Origin of the sequence: Flavobacterium noncentrifugens (assembly GCF_900100375.1) — a bacterium.
GTDB classification, from domain to species: domain Bacteria; phylum Bacteroidota; class Bacteroidia; order Flavobacteriales; family Flavobacteriaceae; genus Flavobacterium; species Flavobacterium noncentrifugens.
In genome coordinates this window covers 20,215-40,187 of sequence record NZ_FNEZ01000001.1, presented here as the reverse complement: position 1 = coordinate 40,187, position 19,973 = coordinate 20,215, and the positions used below count along the sequence as shown (strand labels likewise).

The window sequence follows — 19,973 nt, the reverse complement described above, 5'->3', positions numbered from 1 at the left end:
CTTAATTCGTTAAATGGAAAATGTGATGCAGAATTGATGAAGTCCGTTTGCATCTGAATAATCGATTTTGGCCTGATGGTAATCGAGGATTCGTTTCGCGATTCGCAAACCAAGCCCGGAACCGTGAATTTGCGTTGCATTTGTGCCGCGAACAAAAGGCTGGAAGAGTTTGCTTTGTTCGTCTTTGATAATTTTTTCACCGTCGTTTGTGATCGTAACAACCATTTGACGGTTTTCATTTTCTTCAATGGTGACGTTGGCTTTTTTGTTGTCAGAATACAGATAAGCATTGCGGAAAAGGTTGGCAAACACGATTTCGAGCAATGATTTGATGCCGTTGATTTCAAGGTCAGAATCGGGATTTCCAAGGATTTCGAAATTCATCTGAAAATCGGGCTGTGTCATTTTTACTTTGTCAAAAGCCTCAAAAACAATTTCGTCGATGCGCTCTTTTTTGAGTTGACTTTCGGCCTCAGACCTATTTATTTTGGCGAGTAACAACAACGAATTGATCAAATCGGTGACTTGATTTAGGTCGTTTTCCATACTTTTTAAATAAGCAATGGTCGATGGTGCGTGGTTTTCCTGTTTGATCAGGTTGTCGAGTTGCAACGTCAGGCGCGTGATGGGCGTTCGCAGTTCGTGCGAGGCATTTGACGTAAATTCCTTTTGCGCGTTAAACGAATTTTCGATCCGGATCAGCATTTGGTTGAACGCTTTGGTCAATAGATTAATCTCGTCGTCTTTTGCAGTTTCGGAAAGTTGTGTATTGAGACGGTTTGCCGAGATTTTGGTGATCCGTTTTTCAAAATCATCGAGCGGTTCCAACTGTTTTCGGATAAAAAAATAGGTCGAAAACCAAACCAGCGCCGTTCCTAAAAAAAAGCTGATAATCAGGATTTCCAATAAAAAATGCAATTGTGTTTTTCCGTATTTATCTTCGGCGGCGATCAAAACGTAATAATCGGCTGTGCCTTCAAAATCATAGAAAATCCCGAAAACGTCTTTTTCTTTATCGGTACGGAAAATTGTTTTTTCAGATTTTAATTTTTTGAGATCGGATAAATTCCACTTGATCGAAGCGTCGTCGATGCTGCTGTAAATGAGTTTGTAATTGTGGTCGAAAACCAATGTTTTTTCGTTGTACAATTTGTTGATCGTATTCTGATCGATAAGTTTTAAAATGTTTCGGTCGATTTCCTTGACTTCGAACAGCAATTTGGTTGTCGTTCGCGCTTTTTCTTCAAGCCTGTGTTGAAATTCTTCCTTTCGGAACGTCGAAAATGAAATGTAAATCAGCAAAGCCGAAATACCGTAAAGCAACGAAAATGCAATGCTAATGTTGATCGCTATTTTTCTTTTTAAAGTCATTCTGATTTTAAATAATAGCCGAATCCAGGGCGTGTGCGAATGAGTTTATGCTCAAAATTGCGGTCGATTTTCTTGCGCAGGAAATTGATGTAGACTTCGATCGTATTTAGGTTGGTGTCGAAATGCACGTCCCAAAGCTGTTCAGAAATGGACTGTTTGGAAAGCACGCGGCCTTTGGCTTTCGCCAATAACAACAAGAGTTGGTATTCTTTCTGGGTCAGTTCGATGGCAGTTTCGCTACGTTTTACCGAAAGCGCAGACGTGTTGATCTCAAGGTCATCGATGGTGATGATTTCATCGGAATTTTGCGGAACGGAACTTCTCCGCAACAGCGATAAAATCCGGATGTGCAATTCTTCAAGGTGAAACGGCTTCACGAGATAATCATCGGCGCCAAGCTTAAAAGCGTCCATTTTGTCGGTCAGGTCGCCATAAGCGGTAAGCATTAAAATGGGCGTGGTTTTATCGTCTTCGCGGATTTTTTTGCACACATCGAGGCCATTTAATTTCGGAACATTGATGTCGAGCAGAAAAATCTGATAGGAATTGTTTTTCAATTGCCGGAAAAATATTTCGCCGTCAAAAACACAATTGCAGTCGAAACCCTGCGATTTCAGGAATTCGCTGACTTCTTTGGAAAGGACCGGATCGTCTTCGAGCAACAGGATTTTTGTCATACCATTTAAGCAAGTTGCAAAAGTATGAAAAACAGTTTAGCTGAAATGCCAATAAAAAGTTATGTTGATTGTTGCTTCTGGTAATCTTCTGGGAGTTTTTTGCTGCCGCCGAAAGTCGTTTTGAGTAAATTCCGGATTTGCAGCTGCGTTTTGTTTTTAAAAGCGGCTTTCCACTGGTCAAGATCGTAAATGTTGATTTCTTTGGCGTTGACATTTGTGGCAAGCGCGATCCTGTCGATCGAATAGCGGTAAGGCTTGAGTTCGTGTGAGGTTTTTCGGTTTGGAACGACGATTAAAATTGTTTTCCATTGAAGTAAATCTTTCGGAAGTTTATCCAAATCAAATCCGATTGCCTGCAAAAGCAATAGGATCTTCTGGTCATTGAGTTCGCCGATCTTTAAATTGATCGTTTCGAGTTGCGTGTTCAGGGCATTTTCATTGGCAATGGCATTCATAAACAGTAGCAGCATTTTTAAATAAAATTACATTTATAAACGAGTAAATTGCCAAAAAAGTAGTTAGAACGATTCTAAATTTTGATTCTGTTTTGTGAATCCATATATAATGTATTAAAAATCGTTTGAGGGGAAAATTATCGTTTAATCATTATATTTGGGAAAAATAATCAAATTACCTAAAATGAAAGCAAGATCATATGTTGTCGCCGTACTGATTTCCTTATTTATGGCAAGCTGCCAGATGACCGAAAATATTGATGTGAAAGAAGACGGGAGCGGGAAAATCTCGTTCGACGTGAACGCTTCGGAACTTATGGCGATGGCCGGAGATAAAATGATGGAAGGCGGAAAAGCAAAAGAGATCGATTCGACCTTTACATTCAAGCAATTGTTAGCTGAGAAAAAAGACAGCATTGCAAAATTGCCGGTTGCGGAACAGGAACGCTTGAAGAAAATGGAAAACATGTCGGTCAATATGAAAATGAGCGCGAAAAACAAGGAATTTAAAATGTCGGTTTTTACTGATTTTAAGAAAGCCAGCGAGCTACAGGACATGATGCAGGCCATGAAATCGGTAAAAGATCTGGAAAAATCGCCGGCTCAGGACGCTTCAAATCCGTTTGGCGGTATGATGAAAGGCGCAGACAATACCGAATTGAAATATTCATTCGACGGAACGACTTTTAAACGCACAATTAAAATCAAAGACAGGCAGTTGTTTGAACAAACGAAAGATACGACCGGAATGATGAAGATGATGTTTGGGTCGTCACATTATACGATGAAATATCATTTTCCGAGAAAAGTCAAATCGGTATCCAACCCGAATGCGTTGTTTAGCGACGACCGCAAAACGGTGACTGTCCCGTATTCCCTGATCGATTATCTCGAACAACCTGAGAAAATGAGTTTGGAAGTCGTTTTAGATAAGAAATAATTAAGATTTTACGGAAATAAACATTCGTATCTTTGCAGGGCAAAAAAAGAATATGAGCATCTGGAGGGTTGTTTTATCGGTTTTGTTTCCGCCGCTCGCCGTGATTGATAAAGGCTGCGGATCGATAATCATCGTTTCAATATTGACGCTGCTGGGCTGGGTTCCAGGTGTAATTGCAGCATTGATTATCCTGAACAATCCAAAAAGATAATTCGTATCTGATTTAAGTTTGCGTTGCACAAAATGAACAAAAAAATCACACTTCAGGATTTGGGGTCGAAAGGCTATCAGGAAACTTGGGATTATCAGGAAACCTTATTCAAAGATGTTGTCGATTTAAAAATCCGCAACAGAAGGGAAGAAGTCGATCATGAAACGCCCAATTACCTGCTTTTTGTTGAGCATCCGCACGTTTATACTTTAGGAAAAAGCGGCGATTTAAGCAATTTGCTTTTAAGTGAAAAACAGCTCGAGGCGAAAGGCGCAACCTTTTATAAAATCAACCGCGGCGGCGATATTACGTATCATGGTCCGGGACAAATCGTTGGTTATCCGATATTGGATCTTGAAAATTTCTTTACAGACATTCATAAATATTTGCGTTTTCTGGAAGAAGCGATCATTTTAACTTTAGCCGAATATGGATTGCAGACCTCTCGCAGTTCCGGAGAAACTGGTGTTTGGCTGGATGTTGGTACACCATTCGCAAGAAAAATCTGTGCGATGGGCGTTCGCGCTTCGCGTTGGGTAACGATGCACGGATTTGCATTGAACGTAAATGTAGATTTGGGTTATTTTGACAACATTATTCCGTGTGGGATTCGCGGCAAAGCCGTTACTTCTTTAAATGTGGAACTTGGCGTGGAAACGGTTGATGCGGATGAAGTGAAGCAAAAAATCCAAAAGCACTTCCTGCAATTGTTTGAGGCGGAGTTTATCTAAAAAATTTCCGGTTCGAGATCGAGCTCCAGTTGTTCTTCAGGCAACAGCCTGAAAGTCATCCGGTGGTATTTTGTCGTGCCAAATTTTCTGATTGCGTCGCGGTGTTCTTTTGTTGGATAGCCTTTGTTTTGTTTCCAGTTGTACATCGGAAATTCTTCATGAATGCGGTTCATGTATTCATCCCGGTATGTTTTTGCCAAAACCGATGCCGCTGCGATGCTCATGTATTTGCTGTCGCCTTTAATGATGCACGAATGAGGAATGTTTTCTATTGGTTTAAAACGGTTTCCGTCTACTATAATATATAAAGGTGTAGGCGAAAGTTTGTGAATGCATTGCTGCATGGCTTTTATAGAAGCATTCAGGATGTTGATTTCGTCAATGACCAAAGGGTCAAGATGCGTAACCGAGTAACACAATGCCGATTGTTCGATTAGCGGCCTAAGGAAATCGCGGCTTTTCTCAGAAAGGATTTTAGAGTCGTTCAGCAATTCATTTTCAAAACCATCGGGAAGAATCACAGCCGCAGCAGTGACCGGGCCGGCGAGGCAACCGCGCCCGGCTTCATCTGTTCCCGCTTCGAAAGCGTGTTCTGAAAATCGTAGGCTTAACATTGGATTATTTTCGCAAAAGTATGGAATTCAACGCGTCATTTTGAATTTTATTTTATCATTTGTATTGATTGTTAAACTAACTGCAACGTATTGTAAAATATTTTAACAGCCCTAAAAAATTATATTAAGAAGTTATATTTGTTTATTTAAGAAATAATTAAGAAGTTTGCGAAATAACTAACTCAAATAAATTTAATATGAGATCTAAGTTCAAGTGGATTTTAACGCTATTATTGGCGTTCTCAATGCAGGTTTCTTTTGCACAGGAGAAAACTGTTACAGGTACGGTTACAGAGGATGGCTTGCCAATGCCTACTGTAAACGTAATTAACAAAAGCACAAAAGCAAGCACGCAAACAGATTTTGATGGAAAATATTCGATCAAAGCAAAAGCTGGTGACGTATTGGTGTTCTCTTTTGTGGGTTACACAGATACCAATGTAACCGTTGGTGCGTCAAATGTTGTTAACCCAGTGTTAAAAACAGATGCGCAGCAATTGGGCGAGGTTGTAGTAACCAGCCAGGGTATCAAAAAAGAAAAGAAAGCATTGGGATATGCGGTAACAACAATTAAGGCCGAAGAATTTGCTTCAAAACCTTCTACAGATGTTGTAAGAGCATTAACCGGTAAAGCGCCAGGTGTTAACATTCAGCAAACGAGTGGTTTGTCTGGATCTGGTACCAATATTATTATCCGTGGATATTCTTCTATTACAGGAAGCAACCAGCCATTGTTTGTTGTCGATGGTGTTCCGTTTAATTCGGATACCAATAGCGACGGAAACTTTGTGGAAGGTGCTACAAACGCATCAAGCCGTTTTCTTGACCTTGATCCGAATAACATCGAATCGATCAGTATCCTAAAAGGATTGAGTGCTACAACTCTATACGGTTCTGCCGGTAGTAAAGGGGTTGTATTGGTAACTACAAAATCTGGAAACACAAAAGATGTGAACAAGAAAATGGAGGTTTCTGTTTCACAGTCGTTATATATGACAGAAATTTCTGGATTGCCTGATTATCAAAATAGTTACGGTATAGGTAATGAATTGGAATACAGAACGACATTCGGAAACTGGGGGCCAAGTTTCAATACCAGAGGAGAAGGCGGGATTGGAATGGATGGTACCGTGATTCACCCTTACTCTTATTTAGGAAATTCAGTTTTTCCAGAATATGTTGGTCAACGTGTCGAATGGAAACCTCAGAATAACGTGAAGCCATTCTTTAGAACAGGTTATGTAAATACTACTTCTGTTTCATTAAGTGGTAGAGGTGAAAGTACGAGTTATAATGTGAATGTTGGTAATACTTCTGATTCCGGATTTATTGAAAACAACAACTATAAAAGATTGAACTTAAGTAGTGGTGGATCTACTAAATTGGGTAACGGGATTACACTTAGCACCTCTTTAAACTATATTAAGACAGACAAAACAGCACCGCCAACAGGCTATGGATATGGTTCAGGTGCAATCACGCCATCCATTTTTGCTACAATTTTATACACGCCAAGAAGTTTTGACTTGTTTGGTTTGCCATACGAAAATCCAAAAACACATGAGTCGGTTAATTACAGGCCGGACATTACCAATCCAAGATGGTTGTTGAAAAATGCAAGTGATGATGAGCATGTAAGACGCTTCTTCGGTAACTTTTCAGCGCTTTATGATGTCAATTCATGGTCTAATGTATCTTACAGATTGGCAATGGACAATTATACCCAGGCTAAGAGGTATTATATCAACAAAGGTGGTTATCAAACACCACGTGGTTATATGCGTACGACTAATAATGAGAATACAGTATTTGACCACACGTTCAGTTATAACTTTAACAAGGAATTGGATAAAGCGGCTTCATGGAATTTAGATGGAACAATCGGAGTCAATTCGCGTCTCGAGGCATATGATTATACGGCTTTGGAAAGTTTCAACCAATTTGTATATGGTTTCCAGGAGCACCAGAATTTCCAAAACCATTTAGGCTATTCGGAAAAACAGAGTTTTAACAAAGTTGGTGTTTATGGTAGTGCCACTTTAGGATATAAAAAATACGTTTATTTAAACTTACAGGCAAGAAAAGATTATTTCTCTTCCTTACTTAAAGAAAACCGTTCTTTGTTTTATCCTTCTGCATCGGTTTCGTTTATTCCTACCGATGCTTTTACTATTCTTAAGAATAACAAGTACGTGAATTATGCAAAATTAAGAATTGGTTATGGTTCTTCGGCAGGATTTCCTTCACCTTATCAAACAAACATTGGATTGTATGAGCAAACAAGTGCATTTACGCCAACAGTTGGAGGAACTGTAAATGTATTAAGACCAGACAGTCAATTGGGTAATCCAAATTTGAAGCCTGAACTTTATAAAGAGATTGAATTCGGTTTAGAAGCGAAGTTTTTTGATAACCGCTTGGGTATTGATTTCTCTGCATACAACAAAAAATCCAAAGACCTTATCATTGATGCAGATCTGGCTCCTGAAAATGGATATGTCGTTCAGGCACAGAATGTTTCTGAAATCAGCAATAAAGGGATTGAGTTAGGGGTAAGCCTAGGAATCATCGTTCCTAAAGAAGATGGTTTTGGATGGAATCTTTCCGGAACTTTCACTAAAAACAAAAACATTGTTGGAACGTTAGGTTTGGGTGTAGATAAAATTGCGATAGCAGGCTTTACCAACAGAGGCAACTTTGCAATTCCTGGCAGGCCTTATGGCGTGATCATGGGGAGTTCTATCCTTCGTGATGCGAACGGGAATTTCATCGTTGGATCTGACGGAAATTATGTAGTGAATAGTGAGCTTACAGAAATTGGTGATCCAAATGCCGATTGGAAGAGTACGGTCATCAATGAGATTTCATATAAGAACATTACTTTTGGTTTCCAGTTTGAATACCAAAAAGGAGGTGATATTTACTCAAACACTGCAAATGCATTATTGTCAAGAGGAGTAACTGAAGATACTAATTTCGACAGAAATGCGACTTTTGTTTTACCTGGTGTAAGTGCTAACGGAAACGTCAATACAGTTCAGATCAGTTCAACACAGTATGGTTTTAACAACTCAGGCTTCTTCATTGACGAGCAGTCTGTTTACGATGCTACGAATTTAAGACTGAGAGAAATATCATTATCCTATTCGCTTCCAAAAAGAATGCTTGAAAAAACACCATTTGGAAAAATATCTATTGCGGTAACCGGACAAAATATGTGGTACAAAGCGTTCAATTTCCCTAAGCACTTGAATTTTGATCCTGAAGTCATGAGCTTAGGTGTGGGTAACGGACAAGGATTTGATTACTTAACCGGACCATCAGCAAAACGTTACGGATTCAATATTAATTTAACTTTCTAATTAAAAATGAAAAATAAAATATTCAGCTTGTTTCTTCTGGCCTTGGTCTTTACCATAGGCGGATGCGAAACTTTTGACTTGGATCAGTTAGACAATCCAAGTAAATTGCCTAAAGAGCAATTAGAACCCGTCAGTGCTTTTAACTATGTTCAGTTGACTTTGCCTGATTTTGTGGATTCAAATAATGGATTTACACAGCGTGCGATCAGACAAATGGCAATGACTGGTGGAAATACTTACGAAAATGCTTTTACACCTATTGATTTCGATAACAACTGGACTACAGCTTACCTGATCCTGAATACTATCAAGTCGATGGAGCCGAAAGCGATCGAAAATGACCAGAAATTTATTCTCGGTGCCTCTAAAATTATTCGTAGCTATATTTTGATGACCATGGTAGATACCTATGGCGATATTCCTTATTCAGAGGCATTGCAGGGAAATGCAAACCTGCGTCCAAGATATGACAATAGTGAGGCTGTTTATGCCGGGATTTATGACGAACTCAATCAAGCGATCGAATATCTGACAGCTTCCGACGAGGCATTGAACTTACAGCCTAGAGATTTGTATTATGGTAATAGTGAAGGCAAAGGGGATAAATCAAAATGGATTACACTTGCTAAAACTTTGAAATTTAAGATGCTTTACAATGCTAGTAAAATTGGGCATTTTGGCGGAGTTGACGTAAATTCTCAATTGACTCTTTTGTTACAGGAAGATGATCTTATTAAAACGGCTGAGCAGGATTTTGCTTTCAAGTACGGTACAGAAAGAGACGCTCCAAACTCAAGACACCCATTGTATAATGACCAATATGAATTTGGTACTGGTGCTTACATTGCAAATTATTTCTTTTGGGCCGTTTCGGTAGAGAAAAATAAAGGTCCTGAATATGATCCTAGAGAGGAATTTTATTTCTTTAAACAGGCGAGACTTAACGCTGGAAATACAACTTCTCAAAGTTTGCCTTGTAAAACGATTGCTAGACCGGCACATTATAGTGATCCTGCTTATGCGTCATTTTATAATACTCTTATACCGCCAGCATATTGTACGTCCGACGGAGCTACTGGAGATGCTTCTTACTTGGGACGCGACCATGGTGACCGATCAGGATTGCCTCAAGATGATGAAATTAGATCATTGGTTGGTGTTTATCCTGCAGGTGGAGCAATCGGCCCCGAAGCAGTAGTGAGTAATTTGGCAAATGCAGGACTTAAAGGAGCTTTAGGTCAAGGAATTATGCCAATGGTGCTTTCTTCTTATGTCAGTTTTATGAAAGCAGAGCTTGCATTGACTTTAGGTCTTGGTGGTGATCCTGCGGCTTTACTAGAAGACGGTATTAGAAAGTCTATTTCTAAAACAACGACATTTTTGCCAGCTCAGGCAGGTGCTCCGTCGCAAGCTGTTACAACGGCTAAAACAACTGCTTATGTAGCTTTTGTTCTTAGTGTTTACAATGATCCATTGGCTTCGGCTGCGAAAAAATTGGAACTTATTATAAAGGAATATTATATTGCGACTTGGGGTAATGGTATTGAACCGTATAATAATTACAGAAGAACCGGATATCCTAGCAATTTGCAGCCAACGCTTGAAGAGAACCCTGGGCCATTCTTTAGTACTGCACTCTATCCGTATGTGAGTGTGAATAATAACCCAAATGCTCCTTCGAATATTAGGACTAAGAAGGTTTTTTGGGATGTATCAGGAATTACACTACACTAATTTTAAAATATAATTTATGAAAAAAATATTTCTATTACCGCTAATAATTCTTTTCGTAGCTTTTTCATCGTGCGATCAGGATGAAAGCCTAGATCCAAGGCCGGTTGTTGTCGCTGGACAGTTCTTACGACTGGATATAACTAAAAAAAGAATGAATTTTGACGATATAAACAATACTTCTTTCGAGGGGGTATTAAGTGATCCTTCTGGTAATGTCGCCAAATACAATTTATACGTCAGAAAAACAAACATCTATGGGCAGGCAGGGGAATTTGTTTTGTTTAAAACATTTACCTCGTTTCCTGCAGACTTGAAAGTAACCCCGGCTGGGCTTGCAACTGCATTAGATGTGCCATTGACATCATTGGTATTCGGGGATAAATTTAGATTTTATGGAGAAACTTTCGATGCCAACAACGTTAGGGTTGATTATTATTCATTATCACCTACCGTTCAAACAGCGATCTATCTAAGACAAGCTTACCGGTTCGTGACAGATTTAACAAATAACGATGGCATGAGGCCGTTAGACCTAATAGAGTATGACAACTATACTGCGCAATAAAAAATACATTTATGAAAACACTTTTTAAATCCATACTATTTATCGCCGTTTGGGCTAGCTTCATTTCTTGTGAGGAAGGAGAAGTTTTTACTGGTGAGCCAGATGCATCAAAGGTAGAGTTTGTAACACTTCAAGGTCAGATTGCAACTACTGAAACAGCTGTCGTTGCGTCCCAAAGATTTCCTGTAACAATTACGATCCCGCAATCATTTCCTGTAGATGTAAGCGTAGAAGCCACATCCTTTCTTCCAAATATCAACAGAAGAGCAAGAAAGACTTTCTTGATTAAGGCAGGTCAAACCGTTTTAAATGATTTTATGGTCACTCCGGGTGCTGAAGGCGCTCAGACATTTTTACCTTTCAATTCAAATATTCAGGTTTATTTGTCGGCAATTACATCGTCTGGAGATGCTGAAATTCCTGGTTTTGCCGGAAAACAATATGCATTGACTTCTAATGTTTTGAATCTTGATTTTGGTGAAACGCCGTTGGGGGGAATTAATCCAATCAGATCTGTAATACGCTTTGATTGGGAGAATCCAAATGTTGGTAGCTCATCTTACAATAATTTGAATATACGCTTAAAGCGTGCGGATGGAACTGTTGTCACTGTGTCTGCCAATTCAAATGCTGCTAATTTTATATATGGTACAACTACGCAGACAGCAAGATACGAAACACTTAATTTTTTAAATGGAGCTGAAGATGGTGTTTATATCGTTGAAGTTTGGGCTGCGCGTCTGATTTCGGATCCAGTCAATTTGCCATACAGGTTTGCCATTCGTTTTCCTGATCAAACCTCTAAAGTGATATCAGGAGTTATTCCGAATTTATCGCTTGGTACTGTCGCTACAGCATTTCCGTTATTGCAGATTACTAAATCTACACCTGCAGGATCAACTGCTTCGACGTATCAATTTGCTTCTCTATAGTTAAAATTAATCAGATTAAAATATTTATATTTTTAATCTGATTAATTTTTTTATATTTGTTTTTATATATAATTAATTAAACTTTTAAGTTATGAAAAAAATTTTACTTTTTTCTTGTATGTTCTTTGCTCTTGTCGTGCAAGCTCAAGACAACAAATGGACAGAGTATCCAACAGGGCAGTCTGCTGCCAGTACAGGTATCAATAGTATGTCTATAGTTGATGCCAATGTCACATGGTTGAGTATGGCTTGTGGTACAACAGGTTGTACAACGATCAGACGTTACTCGAAAACTTCTAACGGAGGTCTTACATGGTCAACCGGAGTTATTGATCTTGGAGCATCTTCTACAAGCCTTCAGGTTTCTAATATTCATGGTGTTTCTGCTGATGTTGCTTATATATCTGCCTCTCCTAGAGCTGGAGAATCAGCTATTGGTGGTGTTTGGAAAACTATTAACGGAGGTTCTACATGGGAAAGACAAGCAACTGCAAGCTTCAATGATGGAGCTTCATTTGCAAACGTTGTATACTTCTGGAATGAAAATGAAGGTGTAGCAATGGGTGACCCAGTTGGTGGCTATTTTGAAATATACACTACTACAAACGGAGGTACAAACTGGACACGCGTTCCTTCTTCTGCTTCACTTGTACCGGTAAGTGATTTGGATTATGGACTTACAGATCAATTTACTGTAACAGGTAATACAATCTGGGCAGGAACAACTGCGGGTCGTGTTTTAAAATCTACAAACAAAGGGGTTACTTGGTCGGTTTCACAAGCGCCTATCCCTGATTTTGGTGGAGGTTTGGCTGGTTCTGAGTCTGGATGTATGGCTTACACAGATCAAAATAATGGAATTTTGACTACGAGCGATTGGCAAGTGTTTCAAACTACAGATGGTGGGGCGACTTGGGGTCCTTCACTTGTATGGACAGGGCAATTAAGAAACTTTGACGTTGCTGCAATTCCAGGTGTGCCTAATACATATGTTGCGACTGGTCAGGATCTTGATTCTGGTGTTACAAGAGGAAGTTCTTATTCTACTGACGGAGGACAAACTTGGGTAGACATCAACGATAATCCGGATGAAAATTATGTACAAGGGTCTAAGATCAAATTCCTAAGTTCAACTGTTGGTTTTGCAGGTGGTTTTAGTACTTCTGCTGCTGTTGGAGGTATTTACAAATGGAATGGTGTTGAATTGTTGTCTGCTAAGACTTTTTCTGGTGACAAAACAATCGTTGCTTCTCCAAACCCTACAACTGGAAACTTAGACCTTACAGGAAAAAACATCAGCAATGTTGTTGTTTTTGATGTATTAGGAAAACAAGTTATGAATTCAAACTATACTTCATTGAGTAAAGTTTCTTTGAACCTTACTGGTTTCAACAGCGGAATCTACATGGTTAAAGTAACAAATACGGCTGGAGCTGTATCGACTTTAAAAATTGTAAAAAAATAATTTCGATATACTGTTCATATCAAAGCCATCCGGCAACGGATGGCTTTTTTTATTTTACGGCATTTAATATATCATAACTTTTAGCCCGATTGAATGCTATTTTGCAAACAATTGGCTATTTTTGCGCTTTACAACGTATATATGAGAATTGTATTTTCAGCGGTATTTTTAGTATTCACTTTTCTGACATTTGCCCAAAAACCTGTCGCCGAAAAGCCTAAAGAAAGAAAAAGCCTGATCAAATCTGCAGAGCAAAAAGCAAAAGAAAAAGCGCAGAAAGCTCCGATAACATCGTACAAAATATATACGCTTGAACGCGATACCACCTTCGTTGATACTTCACTGACCATCAAAAAAGAATACGATTACAACTACCTCAGGAAAGATAATTTTGGATTGCTGCCTTTTTTTAACGAAGGCCAAACCTACAATACACTTCAATATTCCCTGAACCAGTTTTCCCCATTCCCGGAATTCGGATACAAAGCCAAACATTTCGATTATCTCGAAGCCAACGAAATCAAATATTACTCGGCCGCCACGCCGCTCACCGAGCTGTATTTTAAAACCGTCATGCAGCAAGGCCAAAGCCTCGATGCTTTCATCACGATGAATACCTCTGAAAGATTCAATTTTTCAATCGCTTACAAAGGGCTTAGGTCACTTGGAAAATACATCAACCAGCTTTCAAGTTCCGGTAATTTCAGGTTCACCGCCAGCTACAATTCCAAAACACAAAGGTATATTGCCAATGCCCATTTTGCCGGCCAGGATATCCTTAACGGAGAAAATGGCGGAATCACCACAATTGCCGATTTCGAAAGCAAAGATGAAAATTTCACAGAAAGGCAACGCCTCGAAATTTATCTCAAAGATGCCGAAACCTTTCTCAAAGGGAACCGATACTTTATCGACCACCAATTCAGGGTCAATCCCGATAAAAAAGAAAACAATCTTTACATCGCGCACCAGTTTACTTACGAAAACAAATATTTCGAATACTATCAGCCAACAGTACTTTCAACCGTTGGGACAAAACAGTTCAACCGTTTTGGGCCGTCTTACGTATCCAGCCTGATCAACGACCAGGTGAAATACAACCGCATGTACAACAAGATCGGAGCCATCTATGAGAATACAACACTCGGTAAATTCCAGTTTTTCACCGAAGACTTCAGGTACAATTATTACTACAACAAAGTATACATTTACGCAGACCGCATCATTCCAAGCCAGCTAAACGATGTCATCCATACCGTTGGCGGACAATACGAATACCAGAAAAACAACTGGAAAGCCAAACTGCTCTACAGCAATTCCATCACAGATCAGGATTTAACCAATATCGATGGGAAAGTAACTTACAATTACAACGATAAAAACAAGATCACTTTTGGCTACCAGAAAATGAACAAGCTGCCAAACCAGATCTACAACCTGCACCAAAGCAGCTACATCAATTATGTCTGGGCCAACAATTTCAAGAACGAAAAGATCAACAACATTACTGTAAATGCCGAAACCCAATGGGCAAATGCCGAATTACAGGTTTCGTCCTACAACGACTTTTTGTATTTCAGCGACGACAGCACCAACGATTCCATCCAGCTCGTTTCCCCAAAACAATACGGAAAATCCATAAAATACCTGTCGCTAAAAGTCAATAAGGAAATCAAATTCTGGAAACTCGGACTCGACAATACGCTCTTATATCAAAAAACCGATCAAAGCGAAAATATCCTCAATGTCCCGGATTTTGTAACACGAAACACGCTGTATTTTTCAGATTACTTTTTCAAAAAAGCGCTTTACCTGCAAACCGGCGTCACATTCAATTACTTTACAAAGTATTATGCGAACGATTACAATCCGGTAACGGCCGAGTTTTTTATACAGCAAAAGAAACAAATCGGCGATTTTGCCAACTTCGATTTCTTCGTCAATGCACGGATCCGCCAAACGCGCATTTTTGTAAAAGCCGAACATTTCAACGCAGCCTGGGCGCCAACAAACAATTTCTACTCCGCGCCAAACTATCCATACCGCGATTTCTTAATTCGTTTCGGCCTGGTGTGGAATTTCTTCCAGTAGTTTTTTTGGGCGGGAAATCCGCGCTGTCCGCTGTATCTTTTTTTCGTGCCTCAAAAAAGGATGCCGCTGCCATCACGCCCGCAATCTGTTCAAAATATCAACATTCTCATTCATAACAAATTCTTATATTTGCAGGCTGAAATTCAGCAATCCAAAAGTTATAATTCACTCCTCATGAAATATTCAGAAAATATCTTAGGAACAATCGGCAACACGCCACTTGTCCGCCTCAATAAAGTCACCGCCGAAGTCGATGCGCTCGTACTGGCAAAAGTCGAAACCTTCAATCCCGGAAATTCGGTCAAAGACCGTATGGCTGTAAAAATGGTCGAAGATGCCGAAGCCGATGGCCGTCTCAAACCAGGCGGAACGATCATCGAAGGCACTTCGGGAAATACCGGAATGGGATTGGCACTCGCAGCCATCGTAAAAGGCTACAAGCTCATCTGCGTGATCACCGACAAGCAATCAAAGGAAAAAATGGATATCCTTCGTGCCGTTGGCGCAAAAGTAGTCGTTTGCCCAACCGATGTAGAACCAACCGATCCTAGATCGTATTATTCTGTTTCCAAAAGGCTAGGCGAAGACACGCCAAATTCCTGGTATGTAAACCAATACGACAATCCGTCAAATGCCATCGCGCACTACGAACAAACCGGACCGGAAATCTGGGAGCAAACCGAAGGAAAAATTACGCATTTCGTTGCTGGTGTTGGAACAGGCGGAACGATTTCCGGTGTTGCAAAATACCTGAAAGAAAAAAATCCAAACATCAAGATCTGGGGTATCGATACCTACGGATCGGTGTTCAAAAAATACCATGAAACCGGGATATTTGACGAAAACGAAATTTATTCTTACATCACTGAAGGAATCGGCGAAGACATTCTTCCAAAAAATGTCGATTTTTCGCTTATTGACGGTTTTACAAAAGTAACCGATAAAGATGCTGCTGTTTATACACGCAAGATCGCACTCGAAGAAGGGATTTTCGTCGGCAACTCTGCAGGTTCTGCAATCAAAGGTTTGCTGCAACTCAAAGAGCATTTCAAGCCCGAAGATGTGGTGGTTGTTTTATTCCACGATTCGGGAAGCCGTTACGTTGGTAAAATGTTCAACGACGACTGGATGCGCGAACGCGGTTTCCTCGACGAAGAAATCACCAAAGCCGAAGACGTGATCAAAGACCATATCGACAAGCCGTTGGTCATTGTAAGGACTGAAGAACTCGTTTCCCACGCCATCGAAAGAATGCGCAAATACAAAATCTCGCAAATCCCGGTGATCGACATCACAGGTTTCGTAGGTTCGGTAGACGAATCCGATTTGTTCCAAAGCTACGTCAACGATAAAGACGTTGCCGATAAACCCATCAGGGAAGTCATGGGCAAACCTTATCCAATCGTAAAATACGGCACCAAGATCGAAGAGGTTTCTAAGCTCTTCACTAAGGACAACCAGGCTGTTTTGATCGATTTAGGAAATGGAAAACACCATATCATTACGAAATACGACATCATCGGATCGATAAAGTAATTATCCATTGTCAATTATCCATTAAAAAATGACCTTCACCGCCATAGATTTCGAAACCGCAACCGGACATCCGGAAAGTGCTTGTGCAGTGGGAATCGTTACTGTTGAAAACGGAATTATCACAGAAGAATATTACACCTTAATCCAGCCGCCAAATAATGAATATTGGTACCGAAATGTCATGTGCCACGGCATCAAGCCAATTGAAACCTTAGGAGAAAAGACATTTGACAGCCATTTCCCGGAGATCCAGAAGCGTTTATTTGGACGGAAAATCGTCGCACACAACGAATCGTTCGACCGCAATGTGCTCATGAAGACGATGAAATACTACGGTTTGTACTATGACGAACTCGAAATCGCCGACCGCTGGGAATGCACCTGCCGGATTTACCGCGCCAAAGGATATAAGCCTGCAAACCTTAAATATTGCAGCGACCGCAACAACATCCAGCTCAACCATCACGAAGCGCTGTCTGATGCGCGCGCCTGCGCCAAGCTTTATCTGTTGCAATAATTTAATCGCTTGCCGGGAAGTTTGTCAAAATCATAGCGTCATGTTGTAGCAAAAATTTTAAAAAATAATTTTTGCTAAAAAAAGTGTAGCGAAAATTTTAAAATGAAAAAAATGCTACACTTTTATCAAAAATTTCAAACCTGACCCTTTGCAACAGCATTTAAATTAAAATATATTGATCGTGATGTAATTCAAACTTTCCTGCTGGAAACTTTCCTTCGCATTTAATTTATTTGTTGATTTTGAGTGAAGTACTGAAAATTTTCCTATTTTAGTATTCCAATTATACGCCATTCAAAATCAATATCATGAAAGAAGATTTCCTGCATTATGTGTGGAGATTCCGCAAGTTTGACCATTTAGATTTGCAGACTTCCAGCAACGAATCGGTTTCGGTGATTCATCCCGGAGAATACCTTCAGCTCGCCGGCCCGGATTTCTTTAATGCCCAACTTGTCATTGGTACACAAAAATGGGCAGGCAACATCGAAATCCACATCAAGTCTTCAGATTGGTATTTGCACCAGCATGAAAAAGATCCTGCGTATGAAAACGTCATCCTGCATGTCGTTTGGGAGCATGATGCTGAAATTTTCAGAAGTGACAATACTACTATTCCGGTTCTGGAAATCAAAAGATACATCAGTAAAGAAACGCTGTCAAATTATAAATCCCTGATGTCTCCAAAATCCTGGATTTACTGTGAAAGGCAACTAACATCCATTGATTTTTTTACTTTGGGGAACTGGCTGGAACGTTTGTTTTTTGAAAGGCTCGAGAACAAGTCGCATACCATTATTTCGCTGCTTCAGCAAAAAGAAAATGATTGGGAAGCGGTGTTGTTTTGCCTGATGGCAAAGAATTTCGGATTGAATACCAATGGAGAAGCATTCCTGAAAATAGCACTCAGAATTCCGTTTTCGATTATCCGAAAGGAAAATTTTGAATCGCTAAACATGGAAGCGCTTCTTTTCGGGCAATCCGGATTGCTGGACGTTGAGAAAGAAGACCAGTATTTTAAGCAGCTACGAAAGCAATTTGATTATTTATCGTATAAATACCAACTTGAGAAAGCTGCTGTTGAACCGTTGCAGTTTTTTAAACACCGACCAGATAATTTCCCAACGATCAGATTGTCGCAACTCGCCAGCTTGTATTCCGGAAAGCAAAATCTTTTCTCAGAGATAATCAATGGCGATGCAGCAGGCAAGTTGTATGAAATCCTGAAAGTTCCTGCTTCATCTTATTGGCAAACGCATTACCAGTTTGACCGTGAAAGCCCTAAAAAAGCAAAATCGGTTTCTGTGGCTTTCGCCGATTTGATCATTATCAATACGATTCTTCCCATCCGGTTTGCTTTTGCAAAATCACTCGGCAAAGAAATTTCTGAAGACAGCATGGATTTGCTCAAACAAATTCCTGCCGAGAAAAATGCAGTCATTGAGAAATTCAGCAAGTTCGGGATCAAAGCTAACAATGCTTTTGAATCTCAGGCATTGCTGCAACTTAAATCAGCTTATTGCAACCATGGCAAATGCCTCGATTGTGCGATCGGAAACCTGCTTTTGAAAAGTTAATTGCTTAAATTTGCCACTAAAAACAACAATATGTCATTTGTCATCCGGCTAAAATATTTCTTTGAAAAATACGGATTCCACGTTTCGTCGCGGCTTGCAGACAAACTTGGCATGCGGGCAAATAATGTGCGCTTGTTTTTTATCTACATTTCATTTGTCACCGCCGGGCTTTGGTTTGGCGTTTACCTGACGCTGGCTTTCTGGATCAAGCTCAAGGATCTGATCCGTGCCAAGCGAAGTTCGGTTTTCGATCTTTAAAAGCTACCATTTTTATACACGTCATTTTAATATTTACACGCCAAAAATCATGAAATTCTCATCCTTAAAACCGTACTTTTCATTTTCGAAAACGCAGCGCATCGGACTGCTTATATTGTTTACATTGTTTATCGTCCTAGAGGCCATTTATTTTTTGATGAATGCCAATCAGCCGGAAAAAATAGAAACTGATGAAAAACAATGGATTTCACTTCAATCGAAAGTCGATTCCCTAAATCATCACAAGACGGGATTCGTTCCGAAAATTTATCCTTTCAATCCAAATTTCATTACCGATTTTAAAGGCTACAAGCTTGGAATGTCTGTAGATGAAATTGACCGTTTGTTGCAATTCAGGAAAAGCAACCGGTTTGTCAATTCGACCAAAGAATTCCAGGATGTCACCAAAGTTTCAGATTCGTTGCTTGCTGAAATGGCACCTTATTTTAAATTTCCGGATTGGGTAAAAAATAAAAAATCCGGTCATGAAAATAACAAGTTTCGAAGCGATTTCAAAAAGGAAAAATTGCAGGTAATCGACATCAATCTCGCCACTCCAGAAGATTTGAAGCGAATTTACGGAATTGGCGATGGTTTATCGGAACGGATTTTAAAAGAAAAAGACAAGTTTGGCGGCTTTGTAAGCATGGAACAGATGAATGATATCTGGGGATTGTCGCCTGAAGTAATCGAAAAATTAACTACATCGTTTTCGGTAAAATCTGTCCCGGATGTCAAAAAAATCCACATCAATGATGCGCCATTAAAGGAATTGATGCAATTTCCATACTTCAGGTACTCAGTAGCGAAGGCTATAGTTACCTATAGAAGTATGAACGGTAAAATCTTGAATGTTGAGGATTTAACAAAAATTTCCGGCTTTCCTGTTGATAAGGTAAAAATAATTGCCTTATATTTGGAATTCTAAAAAAATACG

At 39.7% G+C, this 19,973-nt stretch carries 18 protein-coding genes; 14 read left to right on the top strand and 4 right to left on the bottom strand.

Annotated features, from left to right (window positions below; translation table 11 throughout):
- Positions 1-9: 9 nt before the first annotated feature.
- From BLS32_RS00190 to BLS32_RS00180, 3 genes are read right to left on the bottom strand one after another with little or no spacing between them, the layout of a single operon-like run.
- Positions 10-1,371: a HAMP domain-containing sensor histidine kinase gene (locus tag BLS32_RS00190; protein ID WP_091391304.1), complete on the bottom strand. Its 1,362-nt coding sequence runs from the start codon at positions 1,369-1,371 to the stop codon at positions 10-12.
- The gene (locus BLS32_RS00185; RefSeq protein ID WP_091391303.1) at positions 1,368-2,048 is read right to left on the bottom strand and encodes a response regulator transcription factor; all 681 of its coding nucleotides are present in this window, start codon (positions 2,046-2,048) and stop codon (positions 1,368-1,370) included. Before BLS32_RS00185 ends, BLS32_RS00190 begins: the two co-directional genes overlap by 4 nt.
- A 59-nt stretch (positions 2,049-2,107) precedes the next feature.
- Complete coding sequence (locus BLS32_RS00180) at positions 2,108-2,518, bottom strand: hypothetical protein (protein WP_245699291.1); 411 nt, start codon at positions 2,516-2,518, stop codon at positions 2,108-2,110.
- A gap of 169 nt (positions 2,519-2,687) precedes the next feature.
- On the opposite strand from BLS32_RS00180, the gene BLS32_RS00175 reads away from it, so the two are divergent.
- Genes BLS32_RS00175 through lipB form a run of 3 tightly spaced genes read left to right on the top strand, consistent with a single transcriptional unit; the run spans position 2,688 to position 4,385 of the window.
- Positions 2,688-3,443, top strand: a complete 756-nt coding sequence (locus BLS32_RS00175; RefSeq protein WP_091391301.1) for a hypothetical protein — start codon at positions 2,688-2,690, stop codon at positions 3,441-3,443.
- A 52-nt stretch (positions 3,444-3,495) separates the two neighbouring features.
- The gene (locus BLS32_RS00170; RefSeq protein ID WP_091391300.1) at positions 3,496-3,654 is read left to right on the top strand and encodes a YqaE/Pmp3 family membrane protein; all 159 of its coding nucleotides are present in this window, start codon (positions 3,496-3,498) and stop codon (positions 3,652-3,654) included.
- A 32-nt stretch (positions 3,655-3,686) separates the two neighbouring features.
- The gene (gene lipB, locus BLS32_RS00165; protein ID WP_091391299.1) at positions 3,687-4,385 is read left to right on the top strand and encodes a lipoyl(octanoyl) transferase LipB; all 699 of its coding nucleotides are present in this window, start codon (positions 3,687-3,689) and stop codon (positions 4,383-4,385) included.
- On the opposite strand, the gene BLS32_RS00160 is transcribed toward lipB, so the two are convergent.
- A complete protein-coding gene (locus BLS32_RS00160) occupies positions 4,382-4,999 on the bottom strand; it encodes a ribonuclease HII (protein WP_091391298.1) in 618 nt (205 codons plus the stop codon). The genes lipB and BLS32_RS00160 overlap by 4 nt on opposite strands.
- Before the next feature lie 197 nt (positions 5,000-5,196).
- On the opposite strand from BLS32_RS00160, the gene BLS32_RS00155 reads away from it, so the two are divergent.
- From BLS32_RS00155 to BLS32_RS00105, 11 genes are all read left to right on the top strand, one after another.
- The gene (locus BLS32_RS00155) at positions 5,197-8,361 is read left to right on the top strand and encodes a SusC/RagA family TonB-linked outer membrane protein (protein WP_091391297.1); all 3,165 of its coding nucleotides are present in this window, start codon (positions 5,197-5,199) and stop codon (positions 8,359-8,361) included.
- A gap of 6 nt (positions 8,362-8,367) precedes the next feature.
- Positions 8,368-10,095, top strand: coding sequence for a SusD/RagB family nutrient-binding outer membrane lipoprotein (locus BLS32_RS00150; RefSeq protein WP_091391296.1), 1,728 nt, complete (start codon positions 8,368-8,370; stop codon positions 10,093-10,095).
- 16 nt (positions 10,096-10,111) lie between these two features.
- Positions 10,112-10,660 carry a hypothetical protein gene (locus BLS32_RS00145; protein WP_091391295.1) on the top strand — a complete coding sequence of 183 codons (549 nt, stop codon included), beginning with the start codon at positions 10,112-10,114 and terminating at the stop codon, positions 10,658-10,660.
- Between the two features lie 11 nt (positions 10,661-10,671).
- Positions 10,672-11,592 (top strand): hypothetical protein, encoded by a 921-nt coding sequence (locus BLS32_RS00140; protein ID WP_091391294.1) that lies wholly within the window; start codon positions 10,672-10,674, stop codon positions 11,590-11,592.
- Positions 11,593-11,683: 91 nt separating this feature from the next.
- Entirely contained in the window at positions 11,684-13,057 is a 1,374-nt protein-coding gene (locus BLS32_RS00135; RefSeq protein ID WP_091391293.1) for a T9SS type A sorting domain-containing protein, read from the top strand.
- Between the two features lie 141 nt (positions 13,058-13,198).
- Positions 13,199-15,148 carry a putative porin gene (locus tag BLS32_RS00130; RefSeq protein WP_091391292.1) on the top strand — a complete coding sequence of 650 codons (1,950 nt, stop codon included), beginning with the start codon at positions 13,199-13,201 and terminating at the stop codon, positions 15,146-15,148.
- 174 nt (positions 15,149-15,322) lie between these two features.
- Positions 15,323-16,684: a pyridoxal-phosphate dependent enzyme gene (locus BLS32_RS00125; protein ID WP_091392302.1), complete on the top strand. Its 1,362-nt coding sequence runs from the start codon at positions 15,323-15,325 to the stop codon at positions 16,682-16,684.
- 28 nt (positions 16,685-16,712) lie between these two features.
- Positions 16,713-17,201 (top strand): 3'-5' exonuclease, encoded by a 489-nt coding sequence (locus tag BLS32_RS00120; RefSeq protein WP_091391291.1) that lies wholly within the window; start codon positions 16,713-16,715, stop codon positions 17,199-17,201.
- Positions 17,202-17,509: 308 nt separating this feature from the next.
- Positions 17,510-18,778, top strand: a complete 1,269-nt coding sequence (locus tag BLS32_RS00115; RefSeq protein WP_091391290.1) for a DUF2851 family protein — start codon at positions 17,510-17,512, stop codon at positions 18,776-18,778.
- A gap of 30 nt (positions 18,779-18,808) precedes the next feature.
- Positions 18,809-19,036 carry a PspC family transcriptional regulator gene (locus BLS32_RS00110; RefSeq protein ID WP_091391289.1) on the top strand — a complete coding sequence of 76 codons (228 nt, stop codon included), beginning with the start codon at positions 18,809-18,811 and terminating at the stop codon, positions 19,034-19,036.
- Between the two features lie 49 nt (positions 19,037-19,085).
- Positions 19,086-19,964 (top strand): ComEA family DNA-binding protein, encoded by an 879-nt coding sequence (locus BLS32_RS00105; protein ID WP_091391288.1) that lies wholly within the window; start codon positions 19,086-19,088, stop codon positions 19,962-19,964.
- The last annotated feature ends 9 nt before the right edge of the window (positions 19,965-19,973 follow it).